Source organism: Arthrobacter sp. SLBN-122 (genome assembly GCF_006715165.1).
Lineage (GTDB): Bacteria > Actinomycetota > Actinomycetes > Actinomycetales > Micrococcaceae > Arthrobacter.
Genome location: NZ_VFMS01000001.1, coordinates 447,362 through 463,286, shown reverse-complemented (window position 1 = coordinate 463,286; position 15,925 = coordinate 447,362). Strand labels below are relative to the sequence as shown.

The 15,925-nt window shown below is 64.0% G+C and carries 13 protein-coding genes; 10 read left to right on the top strand and 3 right to left on the bottom strand.

From position 1 onward, the window contains the following. Positions 1-8 precede the first annotated feature (8 nt). Both FBY36_RS02055 and FBY36_RS02050 read left to right on the top strand, forming a co-directional pair. Positions 9-1,229, top strand: a complete 1,221-nt coding sequence (locus tag FBY36_RS02055) for a pyridoxal phosphate-dependent aminotransferase (protein WP_142117108.1) — start codon at positions 9-11, stop codon at positions 1,227-1,229. A 50-nt stretch (positions 1,230-1,279) separates the two neighbouring features. Further along, a complete protein-coding gene (locus FBY36_RS02050; protein WP_142117107.1) occupies positions 1,280-2,134 on the top strand; it encodes a polyphosphate kinase 2 family protein in 855 nt (284 codons plus the stop codon). Between the two features lie 44 nt (positions 2,135-2,178). Here FBY36_RS02050 and FBY36_RS02045 read toward each other — a convergent pair whose 3' ends face one another. Both FBY36_RS02045 and xseA read right to left on the bottom strand, forming a co-directional pair. Next, complete coding sequence (locus FBY36_RS02045; RefSeq protein ID WP_142117106.1) at positions 2,179-2,397, bottom strand: exodeoxyribonuclease VII small subunit; 219 nt, start codon at positions 2,395-2,397, stop codon at positions 2,179-2,181. Continuing rightward, positions 2,394-3,740, bottom strand: a complete 1,347-nt coding sequence (gene xseA / locus FBY36_RS02040) for an exodeoxyribonuclease VII large subunit (RefSeq protein WP_142117105.1) — start codon at positions 3,738-3,740, stop codon at positions 2,394-2,396. Before xseA ends, FBY36_RS02045 begins: the two co-directional genes overlap by 4 nt. 160 nt (positions 3,741-3,900) lie before the next feature. Here xseA and FBY36_RS02035 point away from each other — a divergent pair, with 160 nt between their 5' ends. Together FBY36_RS02035 and FBY36_RS02030 are read left to right on the top strand one after the other, a co-directional pair. Continuing rightward, positions 3,901-4,749: a hypothetical protein gene (locus tag FBY36_RS02035; RefSeq protein ID WP_142117104.1), complete on the top strand. Its 849-nt coding sequence runs from the start codon at positions 3,901-3,903 to the stop codon at positions 4,747-4,749. 9 nt (positions 4,750-4,758) lie between these two features. Next, positions 4,759-5,838 (top strand): 4-hydroxy-3-methylbut-2-enyl diphosphate reductase, encoded by a 1,080-nt coding sequence (locus FBY36_RS02030; protein WP_142117103.1) that lies wholly within the window; start codon positions 4,759-4,761, stop codon positions 5,836-5,838. 101 nt (positions 5,839-5,939) lie between these two features. Here FBY36_RS02030 and FBY36_RS02025 read toward each other — a convergent pair whose 3' ends face one another. Continuing rightward, positions 5,940-7,169, bottom strand: coding sequence for a DNA recombination protein RmuC (locus FBY36_RS02025; protein ID WP_142117102.1), 1,230 nt, complete (start codon positions 7,167-7,169; stop codon positions 5,940-5,942). A 90-nt stretch (positions 7,170-7,259) separates the two neighbouring features. Between FBY36_RS02025 and ychF the strand changes: the two genes are divergently transcribed. From ychF to FBY36_RS01995, 6 genes are all read left to right on the top strand, one after another. After that, a complete protein-coding gene (gene ychF, locus FBY36_RS02020; RefSeq protein WP_142117101.1) occupies positions 7,260-8,345 on the top strand; it encodes a redox-regulated ATPase YchF in 1,086 nt (361 codons plus the stop codon). 85 nt (positions 8,346-8,430) lie between these two features. After that, a complete protein-coding gene (locus FBY36_RS02015; RefSeq protein WP_142117100.1) occupies positions 8,431-10,191 on the top strand; it encodes an ABC transporter family substrate-binding protein in 1,761 nt (586 codons plus the stop codon). A 287-nt stretch (positions 10,192-10,478) separates the two neighbouring features. Then, positions 10,479-12,167 carry a peptide ABC transporter substrate-binding protein gene (locus FBY36_RS02010; RefSeq protein WP_142117099.1) on the top strand — a complete coding sequence of 563 codons (1,689 nt, stop codon included), beginning with the start codon at positions 10,479-10,481 and terminating at the stop codon, positions 12,165-12,167. Between the two features lie 124 nt (positions 12,168-12,291). Then, positions 12,292-13,221 carry an ABC transporter permease gene (locus tag FBY36_RS02005; protein ID WP_142117098.1) on the top strand — a complete coding sequence of 310 codons (930 nt, stop codon included), beginning with the start codon at positions 12,292-12,294 and terminating at the stop codon, positions 13,219-13,221. Continuing rightward, positions 13,211-14,155 (top strand): ABC transporter permease, encoded by a 945-nt coding sequence (locus FBY36_RS02000; protein WP_142117097.1) that lies wholly within the window; start codon positions 13,211-13,213, stop codon positions 14,153-14,155. Before FBY36_RS02005 ends, FBY36_RS02000 begins: the two co-directional genes overlap by 11 nt. Positions 14,156-14,166: 11 nt before the next feature. Continuing rightward, on the top strand, positions 14,167-15,873 hold the full coding sequence (locus FBY36_RS01995; RefSeq protein ID WP_142117096.1) for a dipeptide ABC transporter ATP-binding protein: 1,707 nt from the start codon (positions 14,167-14,169) through the stop codon (positions 15,871-15,873). The last annotated feature ends 52 nt before the right edge of the window (positions 15,874-15,925 follow it).

The window sequence follows — 15,925 nt, the reverse complement described above, 5'->3', positions numbered from 1 at the left end:
TTTGAGGGATGGCAGAATTCAGGCAGTCCACGAAGCTCAACAACGTCCTCTATGACATCCGTGGACCCATCCTGCAGGCCGCCCAGCAGATGGAGGCGGAGGGCCACCGGATCCTCAAACTGAACATCGGAAACCCCGCCCCGTTTGGCTTCGAAGCGCCGGACGCCATCCTGGTGGACATGATCCGGCACCTGCCGCACGCCCAGGGCTACAGCGATTCCCGCGGCATCTTCTCCGCGCGCACCGCCGTCTCGCAGTACTACCAGACCCGCGGCATCCAGAACATCCACGTCGATGACATCTACCTGGGCAACGGCGTCAGCGAGCTCATCACCATGTCCCTCATGGCCCTTCTGGACGACGGCGACGAAGTCCTCATCCCCACCCCGGACTACCCGTTGTGGACGGCGTCGGTGGCGCTGGCCAGCGGCAAGCCGGTGCATTACCTCTGCGACGAGGAATCCGGCTGGCAGCCCGACCTCGATGACCTGGAAGCAAAGATCACGCCCCGCACCAAGGGCATCGTGGTCATCAACCCGAACAACCCCACAGGCGCCGTCTACCCTGAAGAGACGCTGAAACGCATTGTTGCCTTGGCCGAAAAGCACGGCCTGGTGATCTTCGCCGACGAAATCTACGAAAAAATCCTGTACGAGGACGCCGTACTTGTGAATCTCGCCAAGCTGACCGGCGACGATGTCCTGTGCCTGACCTTCAGCGGGCTGTCCAAGGCGTACCGCGTCTGCGGTTACCGGGCAGGATGGATGGCCATTTCCGGGCCCAAGAAGGACGCTGCGGACTACCTGGAGGGCATCAACCTTCTCGCCAACATGCGCCTGTGCGCCAATGTCCCGGCCCAGCACGCCATCCAGACGGCGCTGGGTGGTTACCAGAGCATCAACGACCTGATCCTCCCCGGCGGCCGGCTCCTTGAGCAGCGCAACAAGGCGTACGACATGCTGAACGCCATTCCCGGCGTCAGCACCCAGCAGGCCAGGGGAGCCCTGTACCTCTTTCCCAGGCTTGACCCGGAGGTCTACCACATCCGGGACGACGAAAAATTTGTCCTCGACCTCCTCAGGGAACAGAAGATCCTGGTCTCGCACGGCCGTGCCTTCAACTGGGTGCGTCCGGACCACTTCCGCATGGTAACGCTGCCCAACGTCAAGGACATTGAAGAGGCCATCGGCCGAATGGGGGACTTCCTAAGCAGGTACCAGGGGAACTAGCCTGTGCTCACGGGCCCGCCGGTCCGTTGCAACCTGCGGAAAGGACTTCCATGGCCCGCATCGTCGGCTTTGACCAGCATCCTGCCGAAACCCTTCGGGTAGGGAAGGGGTTCTCCCTTGCCGCGGTGGACCCCGCCTCAACACCCGGGTACAGCGGCAATAAGGCCGACGGCCGGCTGCTGCTGACGGAGATGGACGACGAACTGTCCCAACTGCAGGAAAAGCTCTTCGCCGAATCACGGTTTGGCGGCACCAAACGGATCCTGCTGATCCTGCAGGCAATGGACACCGCCGGCAAGGGCGGCATCGTCAACCACGTCATGGCCGCCATGAACCCCCAGGGCGTCCAGTTCAAGGCGTTCAAGGCCCCCACCGACGAGGAAAAGTCCTACGACTTCCTGTGGCGGATCGAAAAGGAAGTACCGGCCGCCGGAATGGTGGGCGTGTTCGACCGCTCCCACTATGAGGACGTCCTGATCCACCGCGTCCACGGCTGGGCCAGCCCGGACGAGATCAAGCGACGCTATGTGGCCATCAATGAGTTCGAGGCCCGGCTGTCGGACTCGGGGACGAAGGTCATTAAGGTAATGCTCCACATCAGTGGTGCGGAGCAGAAGGAAAGGCTGCTGGCCCGGCTGGATGATCCCTCCAAGCACTGGAAGTACAGCCGGGGTGATCTGGACGAGCGGGCCCACTGGGAGGACTATATGGCCGCGTACCAGGCGGCCATCGACGAAACGAGTACGCCGAATGCGCCGTGGCACGTTGTTCCGGCGAACAAGAAGTGGTTTGCCCGGATTGCCGTCCAGCAGTTACTGCTCGGTGCCTTGTCAGACATGTTGCTGGAGTGGCCCAAAGCCGAGTTCGACGTCGCCGCCGAGCGGGAGCTGGTGGCACGTTCCTGACAGCCCCTGGCCTGGGTGCTGCCGGTTCCAGTTCTTTCCGGTGGTTAGAGTGGCTGATCCCGGGCCGCTGCCAGCCGCTTGCGCGCGCCTTCCAGCCACTCCTCGCAGCGTGCGGCCAGCGCCTCGCCGCGTTCCCACAGGGCCAGGGACTCCTCCAGGCTTGCCCCTCCTGCCTCCAGCCTGCCCACCACAGCGATGAGCTGCTCCCGCGCCTCCTCATAGCTCAGCGCTGCGACATCCGGCTCTGGTTTCTGTTCGCTCATGCCTTCTCTTCCAATTCCTGCTGGTGGTCTGGGTTTCCTGGGTGCGCCCCGGTGGATGTTGCGCCGGTTGATGTTGCGCCGAAGCGGCCCTCCGCCACACGGATGGACAGGGCCGCGCCAGATGGCGCTTCGGCGGGACGGCGGACAACAGCGTGGCCCGCCTGGGCAATCCGGGCGGCCTGGTCGCCTGCCAGTTCGACGACGGCGTATCCCCGGTCGAGGGTCTTCTGCGGTGAGAGGGCCCGGACCTGGGCCTTCAGGTGCTCAAGCTGGTCGGCCGCCCGCACCACCGTGGAACTCACTGCAGCGGAGGAGCGCCGCAGCAGCCGCTCGATCTCCTCTGCCCGGACTGAGACCATGCCCTCCGGCGCGGCCATGACCGGGCGGGAGTGCAGTGCCGCCAGCCGGTCCGACTCCCGGTCCACCAGCCGCTCCATGCACCGCCGCAACTGCTCCCGCGCCTGGCGCACACCCGCAAGTTCTTCGGAGACTTCGGGAACGATCCGCTTGGCGGCATCAGTGGGGGTGGAGGCCCGAAGGTCGGCAACGTCATCCAGCAGCGGGCGGTCTGCCTCATGCCCGATGGCACTCACCACCGGGGTGGCGGCAGCAGCCACGGCCCGGATCAAGTCCTCGCTGTTGAAGGGCAGCAGGTCTTCCAGCGCCCCGCCGCCGCGGGCGATGACAATGACGTCCACCTCGGGCCGGGCATCCAGTTCACGCAGGGCGCGGACCACCTGGGCCACCGCGGTATTCCCCTGGACGGCAACCTCGCGGATCTCGAATTCCACCGCAGGCCAGCGCAGGGCCGCGTTCCGCAGGATGTCCTTCTTTGCGTCCGAGTCGCGGCCCGTGATGAGGCCGATCCGGTGCGGCAGCAGGGGAAGGGGTTTCTTCCTGGACTCGGCAAACAGGCCCTCAGCAGCCAGTGCCTGGCGCAGCCGCTCAATCCTGGCCAGCAGGTCGCCCAGGCCCACAGGCCGGATGTCCCGCACCAGCATGTTGAGCCGGCCCGTCTTCAGCCAGAATTCAGGTTTCAGCAGGGCCACCACCCGCAACCCGCGCTCCAGCGGAAGGTTTTGCCGTTCCAGCACCTTGGTCCAGACGGACGCCGGAAGGGAGACCTCCGCATCCACGTCGCGAAGCGTGAGGTAGGCGTTGGTGCCGCGGCGGTTCAGCTCGATGACCTGGCCTTCGACCCATGCGGACGGGGTGCGGTCGATATGGGCCTTAAGCTTCTGCGACAGCAGCTGCAGCGGCCAGGGGTTATCCGGGCTTGTCTCCGCTGCAGTGGCCGGCAGGGTAGTAGGTGCTGCACCCGGAAGGGAGGCCTGGTCAGACATGCGGACGCCGTTGGGAGGCTGGTGCTGCGGGCATGCGGTCCTTCATCTGTTGTTGGCGGTCAATCAACCTTATCCAAAAGGTCTAGCACCGGGGACTGACATGGATGGCCCTTCGACCCTGCCTAGGATGGGTAAGGCCCCCAACCCCGAAGGACCTGCTGTGCGCACTTTTGTTTCTGCCATCGCCACCGTGCTGGGCATTCTCCTGGCCGCCGTTGCCGTTCCCGCCATCTGGGTGGACCGGAACGTGGTCCAGGAAGATGGTTTTGTCCGTCTTGCAGCACCGCTCGGCAAGGACTCAGAGTTCCAGCGGAAGCTGGCCGCCGCGGCGGTGGGAACGATCGATACCGGATCTGTTCCCGGTTTCCTATCCGGGCTGGTCCAGCCGATGCTCGAGAAGGCAGCGGAGTCGCTGACCGGGCTGCCCGGGTATCCGGCGGCCTGGGAGGAGACACTCCGCAAGAGCCACCGCCTCAGCTTCGCTGACCCTGCCGGTACACAGGATGGCGCCTCGGCATCCTCGCTGACCCTCGACGTCGCCCCGTTGGTTGCCCTGGGGTCGGAGGAGATTTCGCGCACCACCCGGCTCCCGCTGGATCCGCCGGAGCAAACGCTGATCAACGTGGGCCAGCCGGCACAAAAGGAGTGGACCGAGCGGCTGGCGACATATGCGCCCATGGGCTACATTTTGGCCATCGGTTCAGCCGTGGCGTTCCTGCTGGCCCTGGTGGCGGCCCGCCGCCGCTGGACAGTGCTGCTGGCCGCCGGACTTGGGGGCCTGGCCCTCGCCGGGCTGTGGGGGCTGGGCTCACAGCTGGGCACCTCCCGCGCCCAGGCCACAGACACCGGCAACGGTGTGGCCAACATGTTCCGTGACGAGTTCCTGGCCGCGGCAGGCACCGATTTCCAAACGTGGATCACTACGGCCGCGGTAACAGGCGGCGTCCTGGTGGCAGCAGCCGTTGTGACCTTGTTCGCATCCCGGAAACGGGCGCGGACCAGCCGGTAGCATGGAGGGATGACCACCTCGGCTGTATCCCTCTCGATGCCAACCATTCCACGCAGGCGCCGCTCGCCTGAGGACGTAGCAGCAGCGGCCCCCGTGAACGGCGCCAAGAAGGTGCTGCTGGCTGCTCCCCGCGGCTACTGCGCAGGCGTTGACCGGGCAGTGATCGCCGTCGAAAAGGCGCTCGAACACTACGGGCCGCCCGTTTATGTGCGCAAGCAGATCGTCCACAACGTCCACGTGGTCAGCTCCCTGGAGGAAAAGGGCGCCATCTTCGTCGACGAGACGGACGAAGTGCCCGAAGGTGCACTGGTGATCTTCTCTGCCCACGGAGTGTCCCCGGCAGTGGTCGAATCTGCCGAAAACCGCGGCCTGCGCACCATCGATGCAACCTGCCCGCTGGTTACCAAGGTGCACAAGGAAGCCGTCCGCTTCGCCAAAGACGACTTCGACATCCTCCTGATCGGCCATGACGGGCACGAGGAAGTGGAAGGTACCTCCGGTGAAGCGCCGGAGCACATCCAGATCATCAACGGACCCCATGAAGTGGATAAGGTGATTGTCCGCGACCCCGAGAAGGTCATCTGGCTGTCCCAGACCACGCTGAGCGTGGACGAGACCATGGAGACCGTCCGGCTGCTCAAGGAGCGGTTCCCCACCCTGCAGGACCCGCCCAGCGACGACATCTGCTACGCCACCACCAACCGCCAGGTGGCCATCAAGAAGATTGCGCCCAAGGCGGACCTGGTGATCGTGGTCGGCTCGGCCAACTCATCGAACTCCGTCCGGCTGGTGGAGGTGGCACTCGAGTACGGTGCCAAGGCATCCTACCGGGTGGACTTCGCCAACGAGGTTGACGAAGCCTGGTTCGAGGGCGTCGCCACTGTGGGCGTCACGTCCGGGGCTTCCGTTCCGGAGGTACTGGTGCAGGACGTCCTGAGGCTTCTGGCCGACTACGGCTACGGGGCGGTGGAGGAAGTGGTCACCGCAGAAGAGGACCTCCTGTTCTCGCTGCCCAAGGAACTCCGCGCCACCCTGAAGCAGGCCGGCGACGTCAGCCGCGCGCTGGGCGGGCGCAGGCCCCGCAGCTGACAAAACGCCGGCTGCAGGCGGCAGCCGGCATCATCGGAAGTAAAAGGACGGGCCGGGCAGTTAAACAACTGCCCGGCCCGTCCTGGATCCGCGGGCCCTTGTCAGGCCGCTTCCTCGTCGCCCTGAAGTTCGGGCGCCACCAGCGCGCGGGGGGTCACCTCCACCACCGGAGGTGTCACCAAACCGGTCTCCTCGAGGGAGTTGAGCTTCCGCGCCGTGGGGAGGACCCGGGCTTCCAGGGTGCCCACCATCGCGTTGTAGCGGTCCACCGACGACTTCAGGGATGAGCCCAGTTTGCTCACGTTTTCGCCCAGGGTGCCCATCCGGTCGTACAGCTGCCGCGCGAGCTCGAACAGCTCGCGTGCACTGTCCGTCAGGACGTCCTGGCGCCACGTGAACGCCACGGACTTCAGCACGGCCAGCAAGGTGCTGGGGGACGCGAGGACAACGTTTCGGGACAACGCGTGGTCCAGCAGCCCGGCGTCAGCCGTCAGGGCCGCCGCCAGGATGGACTCGGCCGGGATGAAGCAAACCACGAGTTCCGGGGAGTTCCCCGGGATGTCCCAATACTTCTTGGTGCCGAGTGCATCGACGTGCGCCCTCAGGGCCTTGGCGTGCGCTGCCAGCAGGGCCTGCCGGTTCCGCCCGTCGTTGGCCGACTGCAGCCCGGACGACTGGCCCGGGCGCGAATCCACCGCCCCCAGTTCCTGCGCCTCAAGGTAGGAGGACAACGGGACTTTGGCGTCCACCACCAGCTGCTTGTCGCCCGGCAACTGCACCACAAGGTCGGGGCGGACAGCCGACTCGTGGCCGGCGCTGTGCACCTGCTCCACAAAGTCCACATGCCGAAGCATGCCCGCCGCCTCCACTACACGCCGCAGCTGCACCTCGCCCCACTGCCCCCTGGCGCTGTTGGAACGCAGGGCCGATTCCAGGGCGTGCGTGGACCGGATGAGCTGTTCATCGGACAGCCTTGCCTCCTGCAGCTGCTGTGCCAGCTGGCCGTACTGTTCCACCCGGTCCCGCTCCAGCAGGGCCACCTGCTGCTGCACCGCGGACAGCTTCTCCGCCACCGGAGCCAAGGCACGAAGGACGTTCCCGTCCTGCGTCCTGGCCTCGCCCAGTTCACGGTTCTGTACCGCCAAAAGCCGCCGCTCGGCGTCGGCCGCTGCCAGCTGCGCCGTGACCTCCGAAAGACGGGACGACACCTGGTCAAAGTCGGCCTCCAAGGCATGCGAATTCCGGCGCAGGGAGAAATAAATGGCCGCGGCACCGGCAAGCGCACCGAGCAGCAGCATGAGAAGGGCCAGAATCAAGGCAAAAGCATCCATGGCTTCACTGTTGCACGGGCCTCTGACAATCACAGGCAATGACATCCGCCGGTACTGCCTCCCGGGGCCCGGCGGGTAGAATCAATGCTCGTGGCTCTTACTATTGGCATCGTCGGACTGCCCAACGTCGGCAAATCAACCCTCTTCAACGCGCTTACCCGCAACCAGGTCCTGGCCGCGAACTACCCGTTCGCCACCATTGAACCCAACGTCGGAGTCGTGAACCTCCCGGACCCCAGGCTCCAGAAGCTCGCCGGGATCTTCGGCTCGCAGCGCGTCCTGCCTGCCGCCGTGTCCTTCGTCGACATCGCAGGCATCGTCAAAGGCGCGTCCGAGGGGGAGGGACTGGGCAACCAGTTCCTGGCCAACATCCGCGAGGCAGAGGCCATTGCCCAGGTTGTCCGGGTCTTCGACGACCCCGACGTGGTGCACGTCGACGGCAAGGTGGATCCCAGCTCGGACATGGAAACCATCAACACCGAGCTGATCCTCGCCGACCTGCAGACCATCGAAAAGGCCATTCCGCGGATCGAAAAGGAAGTGAAGATCAAGAAGCGGGAGGCTGCCGAGCTTGCCGCCGTCAAGGCCGCGCAGGCAGTGCTGGAACGCGGTGACACCATTTACTCCTCGATCAAGAGCGACAAGCTGGAGATGGAGCACCTCAAGGAACTGGGCCTGTTGACGGCCAAGCCCTTCATCTACGTCTTCAATGCCGACGAAGGCATCCTGGGCAGCCCGGAAAAGCAGGAGGAACTGCGCGCCATGGTTGCGCCGGCGGACTGCATCTTCCTGGACGCAAAGCTCGAAGCGGACCTCGTTGAACTGGACGAGGAAGAAGCGCGTGAGATGCTGGAAATGAACGGCCAGGACGAATCCGGCCTGGACCAGCTGGCCCGCGTGGGCTTCCACACCCTGGGGCTTCAGACCTACCTCACCGCCGGACCCAAGGAAGCACGTGCCTGGACCATCCGGCAGGGGGACACGGCACCGCAGGCCGCCGGCGTCATCCACTCCGACTTCCAGCGCGGTTTCATCAAGGCCGAGGTTGTCTCCTTCGAGGACCTCGTGGACGCCGGCTCCATGGCTGAGGCAAAGTCCCGCGGCAAGGTCCGCATCGAAGGCAAGGAATACGTCATGGCCGACGGCGACGTGGTGGAGTTCCGCTTCAACGTCTGACCGCCCGGACGGCTTATCCTGAATCCGTAGGGCGTGATTGTGGCGACCCAGTCCCCTCCTGGGAGGGAAAACACAAGGAGGCGGCATGCCGGTCCGGCGTCTGATGCAATTGCTCATCGCCGCGGTGGTGGCTGCCCTGGTCCTGTCGGGGTGCTCGGGGACCAGTGCCCCGTCCGTTGTGGTGGGGGAGGCAAAGCGCGGCGGCAGCGTGACAGTGGCAGAGGTCAACGCCTTTTCCTCGTTCAACCCTTACAGCGCCAACGGCAACACCGACATCAATTCGAAAATCGGTGCCATCACCCATTCGGGCTTCTTCTACCTCGATGACAGCTCCAAGGTGGTGCGTAACGACAAGTTCGGGCACTTCGAGAAGGTCTCAGACGAGCCGCTCAAGGTGAGGTACACGGCCAACGAGGGCGTCAAGTGGTCGGATGGTGCACAGATCGGCGCGGCCGACCTCCTGTTGAGCTGGGCCGCGGGGTCGGGCTATTTCGACGACCTTGATCAAGCCGCAGGCACGGGAACCAAGTACTTCTCGGTAGCCTCTGACACCACCGGGCTGGCGGGCACCCTGTTTCCCGAAATCGGGTCCGACGGCCGGTCCATCACCATTGAGTACGCCGCACCGTACGCAGACTGGGAAGTGGCATTCGACGTCGGACTCCCGGCCCACGTCGTTGCCGCCAAGAGCGGCCTGAACGATGAGGAAGACCTGGTCCAACTCCTTAGGGACACCCCTCGCGGCAACCCGGAAAAGCCTGCATCAAACCCTGAACTCAAGAAAGTCAGCGACTTCTGGAACACCGGGTTCGATGCAAAATCCATTCCCGACGATCCGGCGATCTATCTGTCCAGCGGCCCCTACATTGTCCGCGACATCGTGCCGGAAGTTTCCATGAAGCTTGTCCGGAACCGGGACTATGTCTGGGGTACGGAACCCTGGCTGGACGAGATTAATGTCAGGTTCACCGGGGCAGTGCCCGCCGCCGTCGATGCCCTGCGCAATGGCCAGGCGGACATCATCTCGCCCCAGCCGTCAGCCGCCACGGACGACCTGCTCACGGGACTGTCCGGGCAGGGCATCACCGTGGAACGGTACAAGCAGTCCGGCTACGACCACCTGGACCTCAACTTCGCCGGGCCCTTCGCCAACAAGGACGTCCGGGAAGCGTTCCTCAAGACGGTTCCACGGCAGGCAATTGTGGACGCAGTGGTGGGAAGCCAGGTCCCGGACAGCAAGCCGCTGGACTCCCACGTCTTCCTGCCGGGACAGCCGAAATACGACGAAACGGTGAAGAACAACGGCTCGTCGAACTACGCCAAGGTGGACGTAGACGCCGCAAAGAGGCTCCTGAAGGGTGCAACCCCCACCATCCGGATCCTTTACAACCGGGACAATCCCAACCGCGCCAAGGCGTTTGCCCTGATCCGTGACTCTGCTGCCCTGGCCGGCTTCCGCGTGTCCGACGGCGGGCAGGGAAGTGCCGACTGGGCGGCCGCGCTCAGCCGCGGCGGCTACGACGCCGCCTTGTCAGGATGGATCGGCACGGAGGCCGGCGTCAGCCGGGTGCCGCAGATCTTCCGGACCGGGGCAGGCAGCAATTTCACGGGATATTCCGACGGCGACGCGGACAAGGTCATGGAGCAACTGGCCGCGACAACGGACCTGGGCAAGCAGGATGAGCTCCTGGCCGACATCGACAAGCATGTGTGGGAGGACGCGTACGGCCTGCCGCTGTACCAGACCCTGGGCGCAACCGCCTTCAATTCACGCCTGGCCGGCATCAAGACCAGTCCCGGCCCCCTCGGCGTCTGGTGGAACGTAGGGGACTGGCGGCTGGCCTGATCGAGCCGGCTTCCGGCAGGGTCTTCCGGCCCTTGCGGACCCTTGAGCCTGCCGATTCGCCGTCCGGCCTACCGGCGAGTAGCATGTGACGTGCCTAACTAATTGCTGTGGCTTGGGGCATTTCACTGCGCCGGTCACGTTTTGGCAACGGAGTACCAGTATCTGGACTTCGTGCAGTTAGGCTAACTCGTATTATGTAGGTTTCGTCACAGCGGTGAGCTGCGTCCGGCCTGCGGGGAAGCACAAGATTCCCCTATATCTCTCTCCCACAACTCATAGGAGGCGGAATGCGTTTTACGCGCACTTCCAAAGCACTGGGCATCGTGGCCATCACCGCGCTTGCCCTGACAGGGTGCGGCGCCGGCGGCGGCGGCAGCACCAACGGGTCCAGCAACGCTGCTGGCGACCCGAACAAGGTCATCACCGCCTACAACAGCGAACCGCAAAACCCGTTGCTGCCGGCGAACACAAATGAAACCAATGGCGGCCGTGTCATCAACCTGCTTTTCGAAGGCCTCCGCACGTATGATGCCGACGGCAAAGCAGTGAACTCGCTGGCCGAGTCCATAGACTCCTCCGACGCCCAGAACTGGACCATCAAGGTCAAGCAGGGCCAGAAGTTCACTAATGGTGAAGCCATCACGGCCAAGACCTTCGTCGACTCCTGGAACTTTGCGGCCAACTCCAAGAACCTGCAGAACAACAGCTTCTTCTTCGAGTCCATAGCCGGCTATGAGGATGTCTCAGCCGTAACCACCGAGAAGTCCGCGGACGGTAAGACCACCACCACGCCCGCTCCCAAGGCTGACACCATGTCCGGACTGGCAGCAACCGATGATTCCACCATCACGGTCAAGCTCACCCAGCCTGAAGCCGACTGGTCCCTGCGCCTCGGTTACTCCGCCTTCTACCCGCTTCCGTCCGCCGCGCTGGCTGACCCCAAGGCCTTCGGCGAAAACCCTGTGGGCAACGGACCCTACAAGTTCGAAAAGCAGGGAGCCTGGGTCCATGACCAGTCCATCGCCCTGGTCAAGAACGCTGACTACAAGGGCCCCCGTGAGGCCAAAAACGGTGGCATCACCTTCAAGTTCTATACCGACCCGGGCCCCGCGTACACGGATCTGCAGGCCGATAACCTTGATATCACCGATGTTCTGCCGTCCAACGCCACAAAGACCTACGTCAATGACTTCCCGGACCGCAACGCCACCAAGCCCGTTGCGACCAACGCTACTCTGAACATTCCGGGCTACAACCCGAACTTCCAGGGTGAAGCCGGAAAGCTCCGCCGTCAGGCCCTGTCCTATGCCATTAACCGTGAAGAAATCACGAAAGTGGTCTTCAGCGGCACCCGTACACCGGCCAAGGCCTTTGTTCCGCCGGTTATCGATGGCTTCAAGGAAGGTCTTAAGGGCAGCGAAGTCCTGAAGTTCGACGCCGCCAAGGCCAAGGACCTGTGGACACAGGCTGAGAAGATCCAGCCGTACGACAACTCCAAGCCGCTCCAGATCGCCTCCAACACCGACGGTGGCCATAAGGAATGGATCGACGCCGTGGCCAACGGCTTCAAGAACAACCTCGGCATTCAGGCTGAAATCCAGCCCTTCGCCAAGTTCGCTGAAGTCCTGAACCTCCGCAAATCCCAGCAGCTGCCCGGCCTGACCCGGGCGGGCTGGCAGGGCGACTACCCGTCGCTGTACAACTTCCTGGGACCGGTCTGGGCCACGGGCGCTTCCTCCAACTACGAGAAGTATACGAACCCCGAGTTCGACAAGCTGCTCAAGGAGGGCCTGGCCGCCAAGGGCACGGACGAGGCAAACGCCAAGTTCAACCAGGCACAGGAGATCCTGTTCCAGGATCTTCCGGGTCTGCCGCTTTGGGACTATGCCAAGGCGATTGTGTGGAGCAACAACGTCGTGAAGGCTGAGACCGGCTGGAACGGCGAAATTCTCTACTACAACATCACGGCAAAGTAGTCCCAGATCTAACTTGCTGTGAGGCGCACTGGGGGTCCGGTTACTGCCGGGCCCCCATTCGCTTGCAACGGCAGGAAGGCACCAATGAACTCGTTCTCCCCCTTACCGGAAGGCAGGTAATCCTGTGGTCCGGTTTATTCTTCGCCGACTCCTGCAGGTGATCCCTGTATTCCTCGGCACCACGCTGCTCGTCTATTACATGGTGTTCGCCCTGCCAGGCGACCCCATCGCGGCGCTCTTCGGTGATCGTCAGCCCCCGCAGTCAGTCATCGACACCCTGCGCAGCCAGTACAACCTGGACCAGCCGTTCTGGGTCCAGTACGGCCTTTTCCTCAAGAACCTTTTCACCTTCAACCTGGGTAATGACTTCACGGGACAGCCAATCGCGGCTACGTTGGCCAGGGTCTTCCCCGTGACGGCCATGCTCGCGGTCGAGGCGCTGATTATTCAGGCCGTCTTCGGGGTGGCGTTCGGTGTCTTCGCCGGGCTCCGCCGCGGCGGCTGGTTCGACTCCACGGTCCTGGTGGCTTCCCTTGTTGTCATCGCGGTCCCCACGTTTGTTTTGGGCTTCGTTTTCCAGCTCGTCTTCGGCGTCCAGCTCGGCTGGGCCAAACCCACAGTGGGCGCCAATGCTGACTGGGGAAATCTGCTGTTACCGGCAGTCGTCCTGGGACTCGTCTCGTTCGCCTATGTCCTCCGCCTGACCCGTGCGTCGGTCAGCGAGGGCATGAATGCTGACTTCGTCCGGACAGCCACCGCCAAGGGCCTTTCCCGGCCCCGGGTGGTCCTCGCGCACATCCTGCGCAACTCGCTGATCCCGGTGGTGACCTACCTGGGCGCCAACCTTGGCGGCCTGATGGGCGGCGCCATTGTTACAGAGGGCATCTTCAACGTTCCCGGCGTAGGCAACAAGCTTTACCAGGCTGTCCTTCGCACTGAGGGCCCAACGATCGTCTCCATCGTCAGCGTGCTGGTGCTGGTGTTCGTGGTGGCCAACCTGCTTGTCGATCTCCTGTACGCCTGGCTTGACCCGAGGATCCGCTATGACCAGTAACAACAGCCACTTTGTGGCCCCCATCGACGAGACACCGCTGCAGGCGACGGACGCCGTCAAGACTGACCAGGCCCCGCTCAGCCTCTGGGCAGACGCCTGGCGCAAGCTCCGCCGTCGTCCGCTGTTCATCATCTCGGCTTTTCTTATCCTGGTGCTGATCGTCGTAGCGCTGTTCCCTGGCTTGTTCTCGTTGGTGCCGCCGAACGAGGGCTGCGAGCTCGCAAACTCGGAAGGCGGACCTGCGCCAGGGCATCCATTCGGCTTCACGTTCCAGGGTTGCGACATCTACTCCCGGGTCATCCACGGCACGCAGGCTTCACTTTCGGTAGGTATCCTTTCCGTCCTCTGCGTCCTCATCATCGGGGTGACGTTCGGTGCCCTCGCCGGCTTTTATGGCGGTTGGCTGGACACCCTCCTCGCGCGCCTTGGTGATATCTTTTTCGCATTGCCATTGATCCTCGGGGCGCTTGTCATCACACAGTTGCCCATGTTCAGGGAAAACAAGAGCGTTTGGACCGTGGTCTTTGTCATCTCGCTGCTTGCTTGGCCGCAAATGGCCCGTATCACCCGTGGCGCTGTCATCGAGGTGCGTAACGCCGACTTCGTGACAGCAGCCCGTGCGCTGGGTGTCTCGAAGTTCGGAACGCTGGTGAAGCACGTACTTCCGAACGCTCTGGCACCCGTGATTGTCCTTGCCACCTTGGAACTCGGCGTATTCATCGTGGCGGAAGCCACCCTTTCGTTCCTGGGGATTGGGTTGCCCGAGGGGGTCATGTCGTGGGGGCACGATATCTCCGCAGCACAGACTTCCATCCGGACGCATCCCCAGATCATGCTTTACCCGGCCGCCGCGCTCTCCCTTACGGTGTTGAGCTTCATCATGCTGGGCGACGCCGTGCGTGACGCCCTTGACCCGAAGAGCCGTCAGCGATGAGAGAAAAAGAGATGATAACTCCAGAAGTCCGCATCGATGAGGCCGGCACCACCGGCGTCAGGCCGCTGCTGGAAATCCGTGACCTGGCCATCACCTTCAAGACCGGCGGCGGTGAAGTCCAGGCTGTCCGGGACGCCCACCTGACCATCATGCCTGGCGAAACGGTCGCCATCGTGGGGGAGTCCGGCTCCGGAAAGTCCACCACGGCCCTGGCAGCCATCGGGCTCCTGCCCAACAACGGCAGGGTGTCCGGCGGGCAGATCCTGCTCGACGGCGAGGACATCGCCCACGCCAGCGAGCACCGCATGATCGAACTGCGGGGCAACACCATCGGCATGGTCCCGCAGGACCCCATGTCCAACCTGAACCCCGTGTGGAAGATCGGCTACCAGGTCAGGGAGACGCTGAAGGCGAACGGCCGTCCCAGCGGTCCGGACGACATTGCCAAGGTGCTGTCCCAGGCAGGGCTGCCGGATGCCAAGCGGCGGGCCAACCAGTACCCGCACGAGTTCTCGGGCGGCATGCGCCAGCGCGCGTTGATCGCCATTGGCCTCTCCTGCCAGCCGCGCCTGCTGATCGCGGACGAGCCGACGTCGGCCCTCGACGTCACCGTCCAGCGGCAGATCCTGGACCACCTGGAGACCATGACCAACGAGCTGGGTACCTCGGTGCTGCTGATCACCCATGACCTGGGCCTGGCCGCAGAGCGTGCTGACAAAGTGGTGGTCATGTACCAGGGCCGCGTCGTTGAAGCTGGGCCCTCGCTGGAATTGCTCCGCAACCCGCAGCACCCCTACACCAAGCGGCTCGTTGAGTCCGCTCCGTCCCTGGCCAGCCGCCGCATTCAGGCGGCCAAGGAGCAGGGAGTGGAGACGACGGACATCCTGGCACCCGCCGCCGAGACGGTGAAGTCCGATACCTTCCTGCAGATCCAGGACCTGCGGAAGGTGTACAAGCTGCGCCAGGGGCTTGGCAAGGCAACGGACTTCGCGGCGGTCGACGGCGTGAGCTTCGACGTGCGGCGCGGAACCACGACGGCGATCGTGGGGGAGTCGGGGTCCGGCAAGTCCACAGTGGCCAAGATGGTGCTCCAGCTGGAAAAGCCGACGGACGGCAGGATCCTGTTCGACGGGGTCGATACCTCCGCCCTGAAGCCCGCCGAACTGTTCAAGTTCCGCAGGCGGGTCCAGCCGATCTTCCAGGACCCGTACGGCTCCCTCGATCCGATGTACAACATCTACCGCACCATCGAGGAACCCCTGCGCGTCCACAAGATCGGGGACCAGGCCAGCCGGGAGAAGAAAGTCCGGACGCTGCTGGACCAGGTGGCGCTGCCCCAGTCCGCCATGCAGCGCTACCCGAACGAGCTGTCGGGCGGGCAGCGGCAGCGTGTTGCCATTGCCCGGGCGCTGGCCCTGGACCCCGAAGTCATCATCTGTGATGAGGCGGTCTCCGCGCTGGACGTACTGGTGCAGGCGCAGGTGCTCAACCTGCTCGCCGACCTCCAGGCCAACCTTGGGCTGACGTACCTGTTCATCACGCACGACCTTGCCGTGGTGCGGCAGATCGCTGACCACGTGTGCGTGATGGAAAAGGGCCGGCTGGTGGAGACCGGTTCCACGGATGATGTCTTCGAATCGCCCAAGCAGGACTACACCAAGGCGCTGCTGAACGCCATCCCCGGCGCGAAGCTGATGCTTCCGCCTGAGGTGGCGTAGCAGGAGGCTTGCCCTGAACGGCTGGAGCCGGGACCTTCGGGTCCCGGCTCCA

Coding starts and splice junctions, on each gene's coding strand:
- FBY36_RS02015 (WP_142117100.1), top strand. CDS start 8,431: ATGCCGGTCCGGCGTCTGATGCAATTGCTCATCGCCGCGGTGGTGGCT.
- FBY36_RS02045 (WP_142117106.1), bottom strand. CDS start 2,397: ATGAGCGAACAGAAACCAGAGCCGGATGTCGCAGCGCTGAGCTATGAG.
- FBY36_RS02050 (WP_142117107.1), top strand. CDS start 1,280: ATGGCCCGCATCGTCGGCTTTGACCAGCATCCTGCCGAAACCCTTCGG.
- FBY36_RS02000 (WP_142117097.1), top strand. CDS start 13,211: ATGACCAGTAACAACAGCCACTTTGTGGCCCCCATCGACGAGACACCG.
- FBY36_RS02010 (WP_142117099.1), top strand. CDS start 10,479: ATGCGTTTTACGCGCACTTCCAAAGCACTGGGCATCGTGGCCATCACC.
- FBY36_RS02055 (WP_142117108.1), top strand. CDS start 9: ATGGCAGAATTCAGGCAGTCCACGAAGCTCAACAACGTCCTCTATGAC.
- FBY36_RS02030 (WP_142117103.1), top strand. CDS start 4,759: ATGACCACCTCGGCTGTATCCCTCTCGATGCCAACCATTCCACGCAGG.
- FBY36_RS02025 (WP_142117102.1), bottom strand. CDS start 7,169: ATGGATGCTTTTGCCTTGATTCTGGCCCTTCTCATGCTGCTGCTCGGT.
- xseA (WP_142117105.1), bottom strand. CDS start 3,740: ATGTCTGACCAGGCCTCCCTTCCGGGTGCAGCACCTACTACCCTGCCG.
- FBY36_RS01995 (WP_142117096.1), top strand. CDS start 14,167: ATGATAACTCCAGAAGTCCGCATCGATGAGGCCGGCACCACCGGCGTC.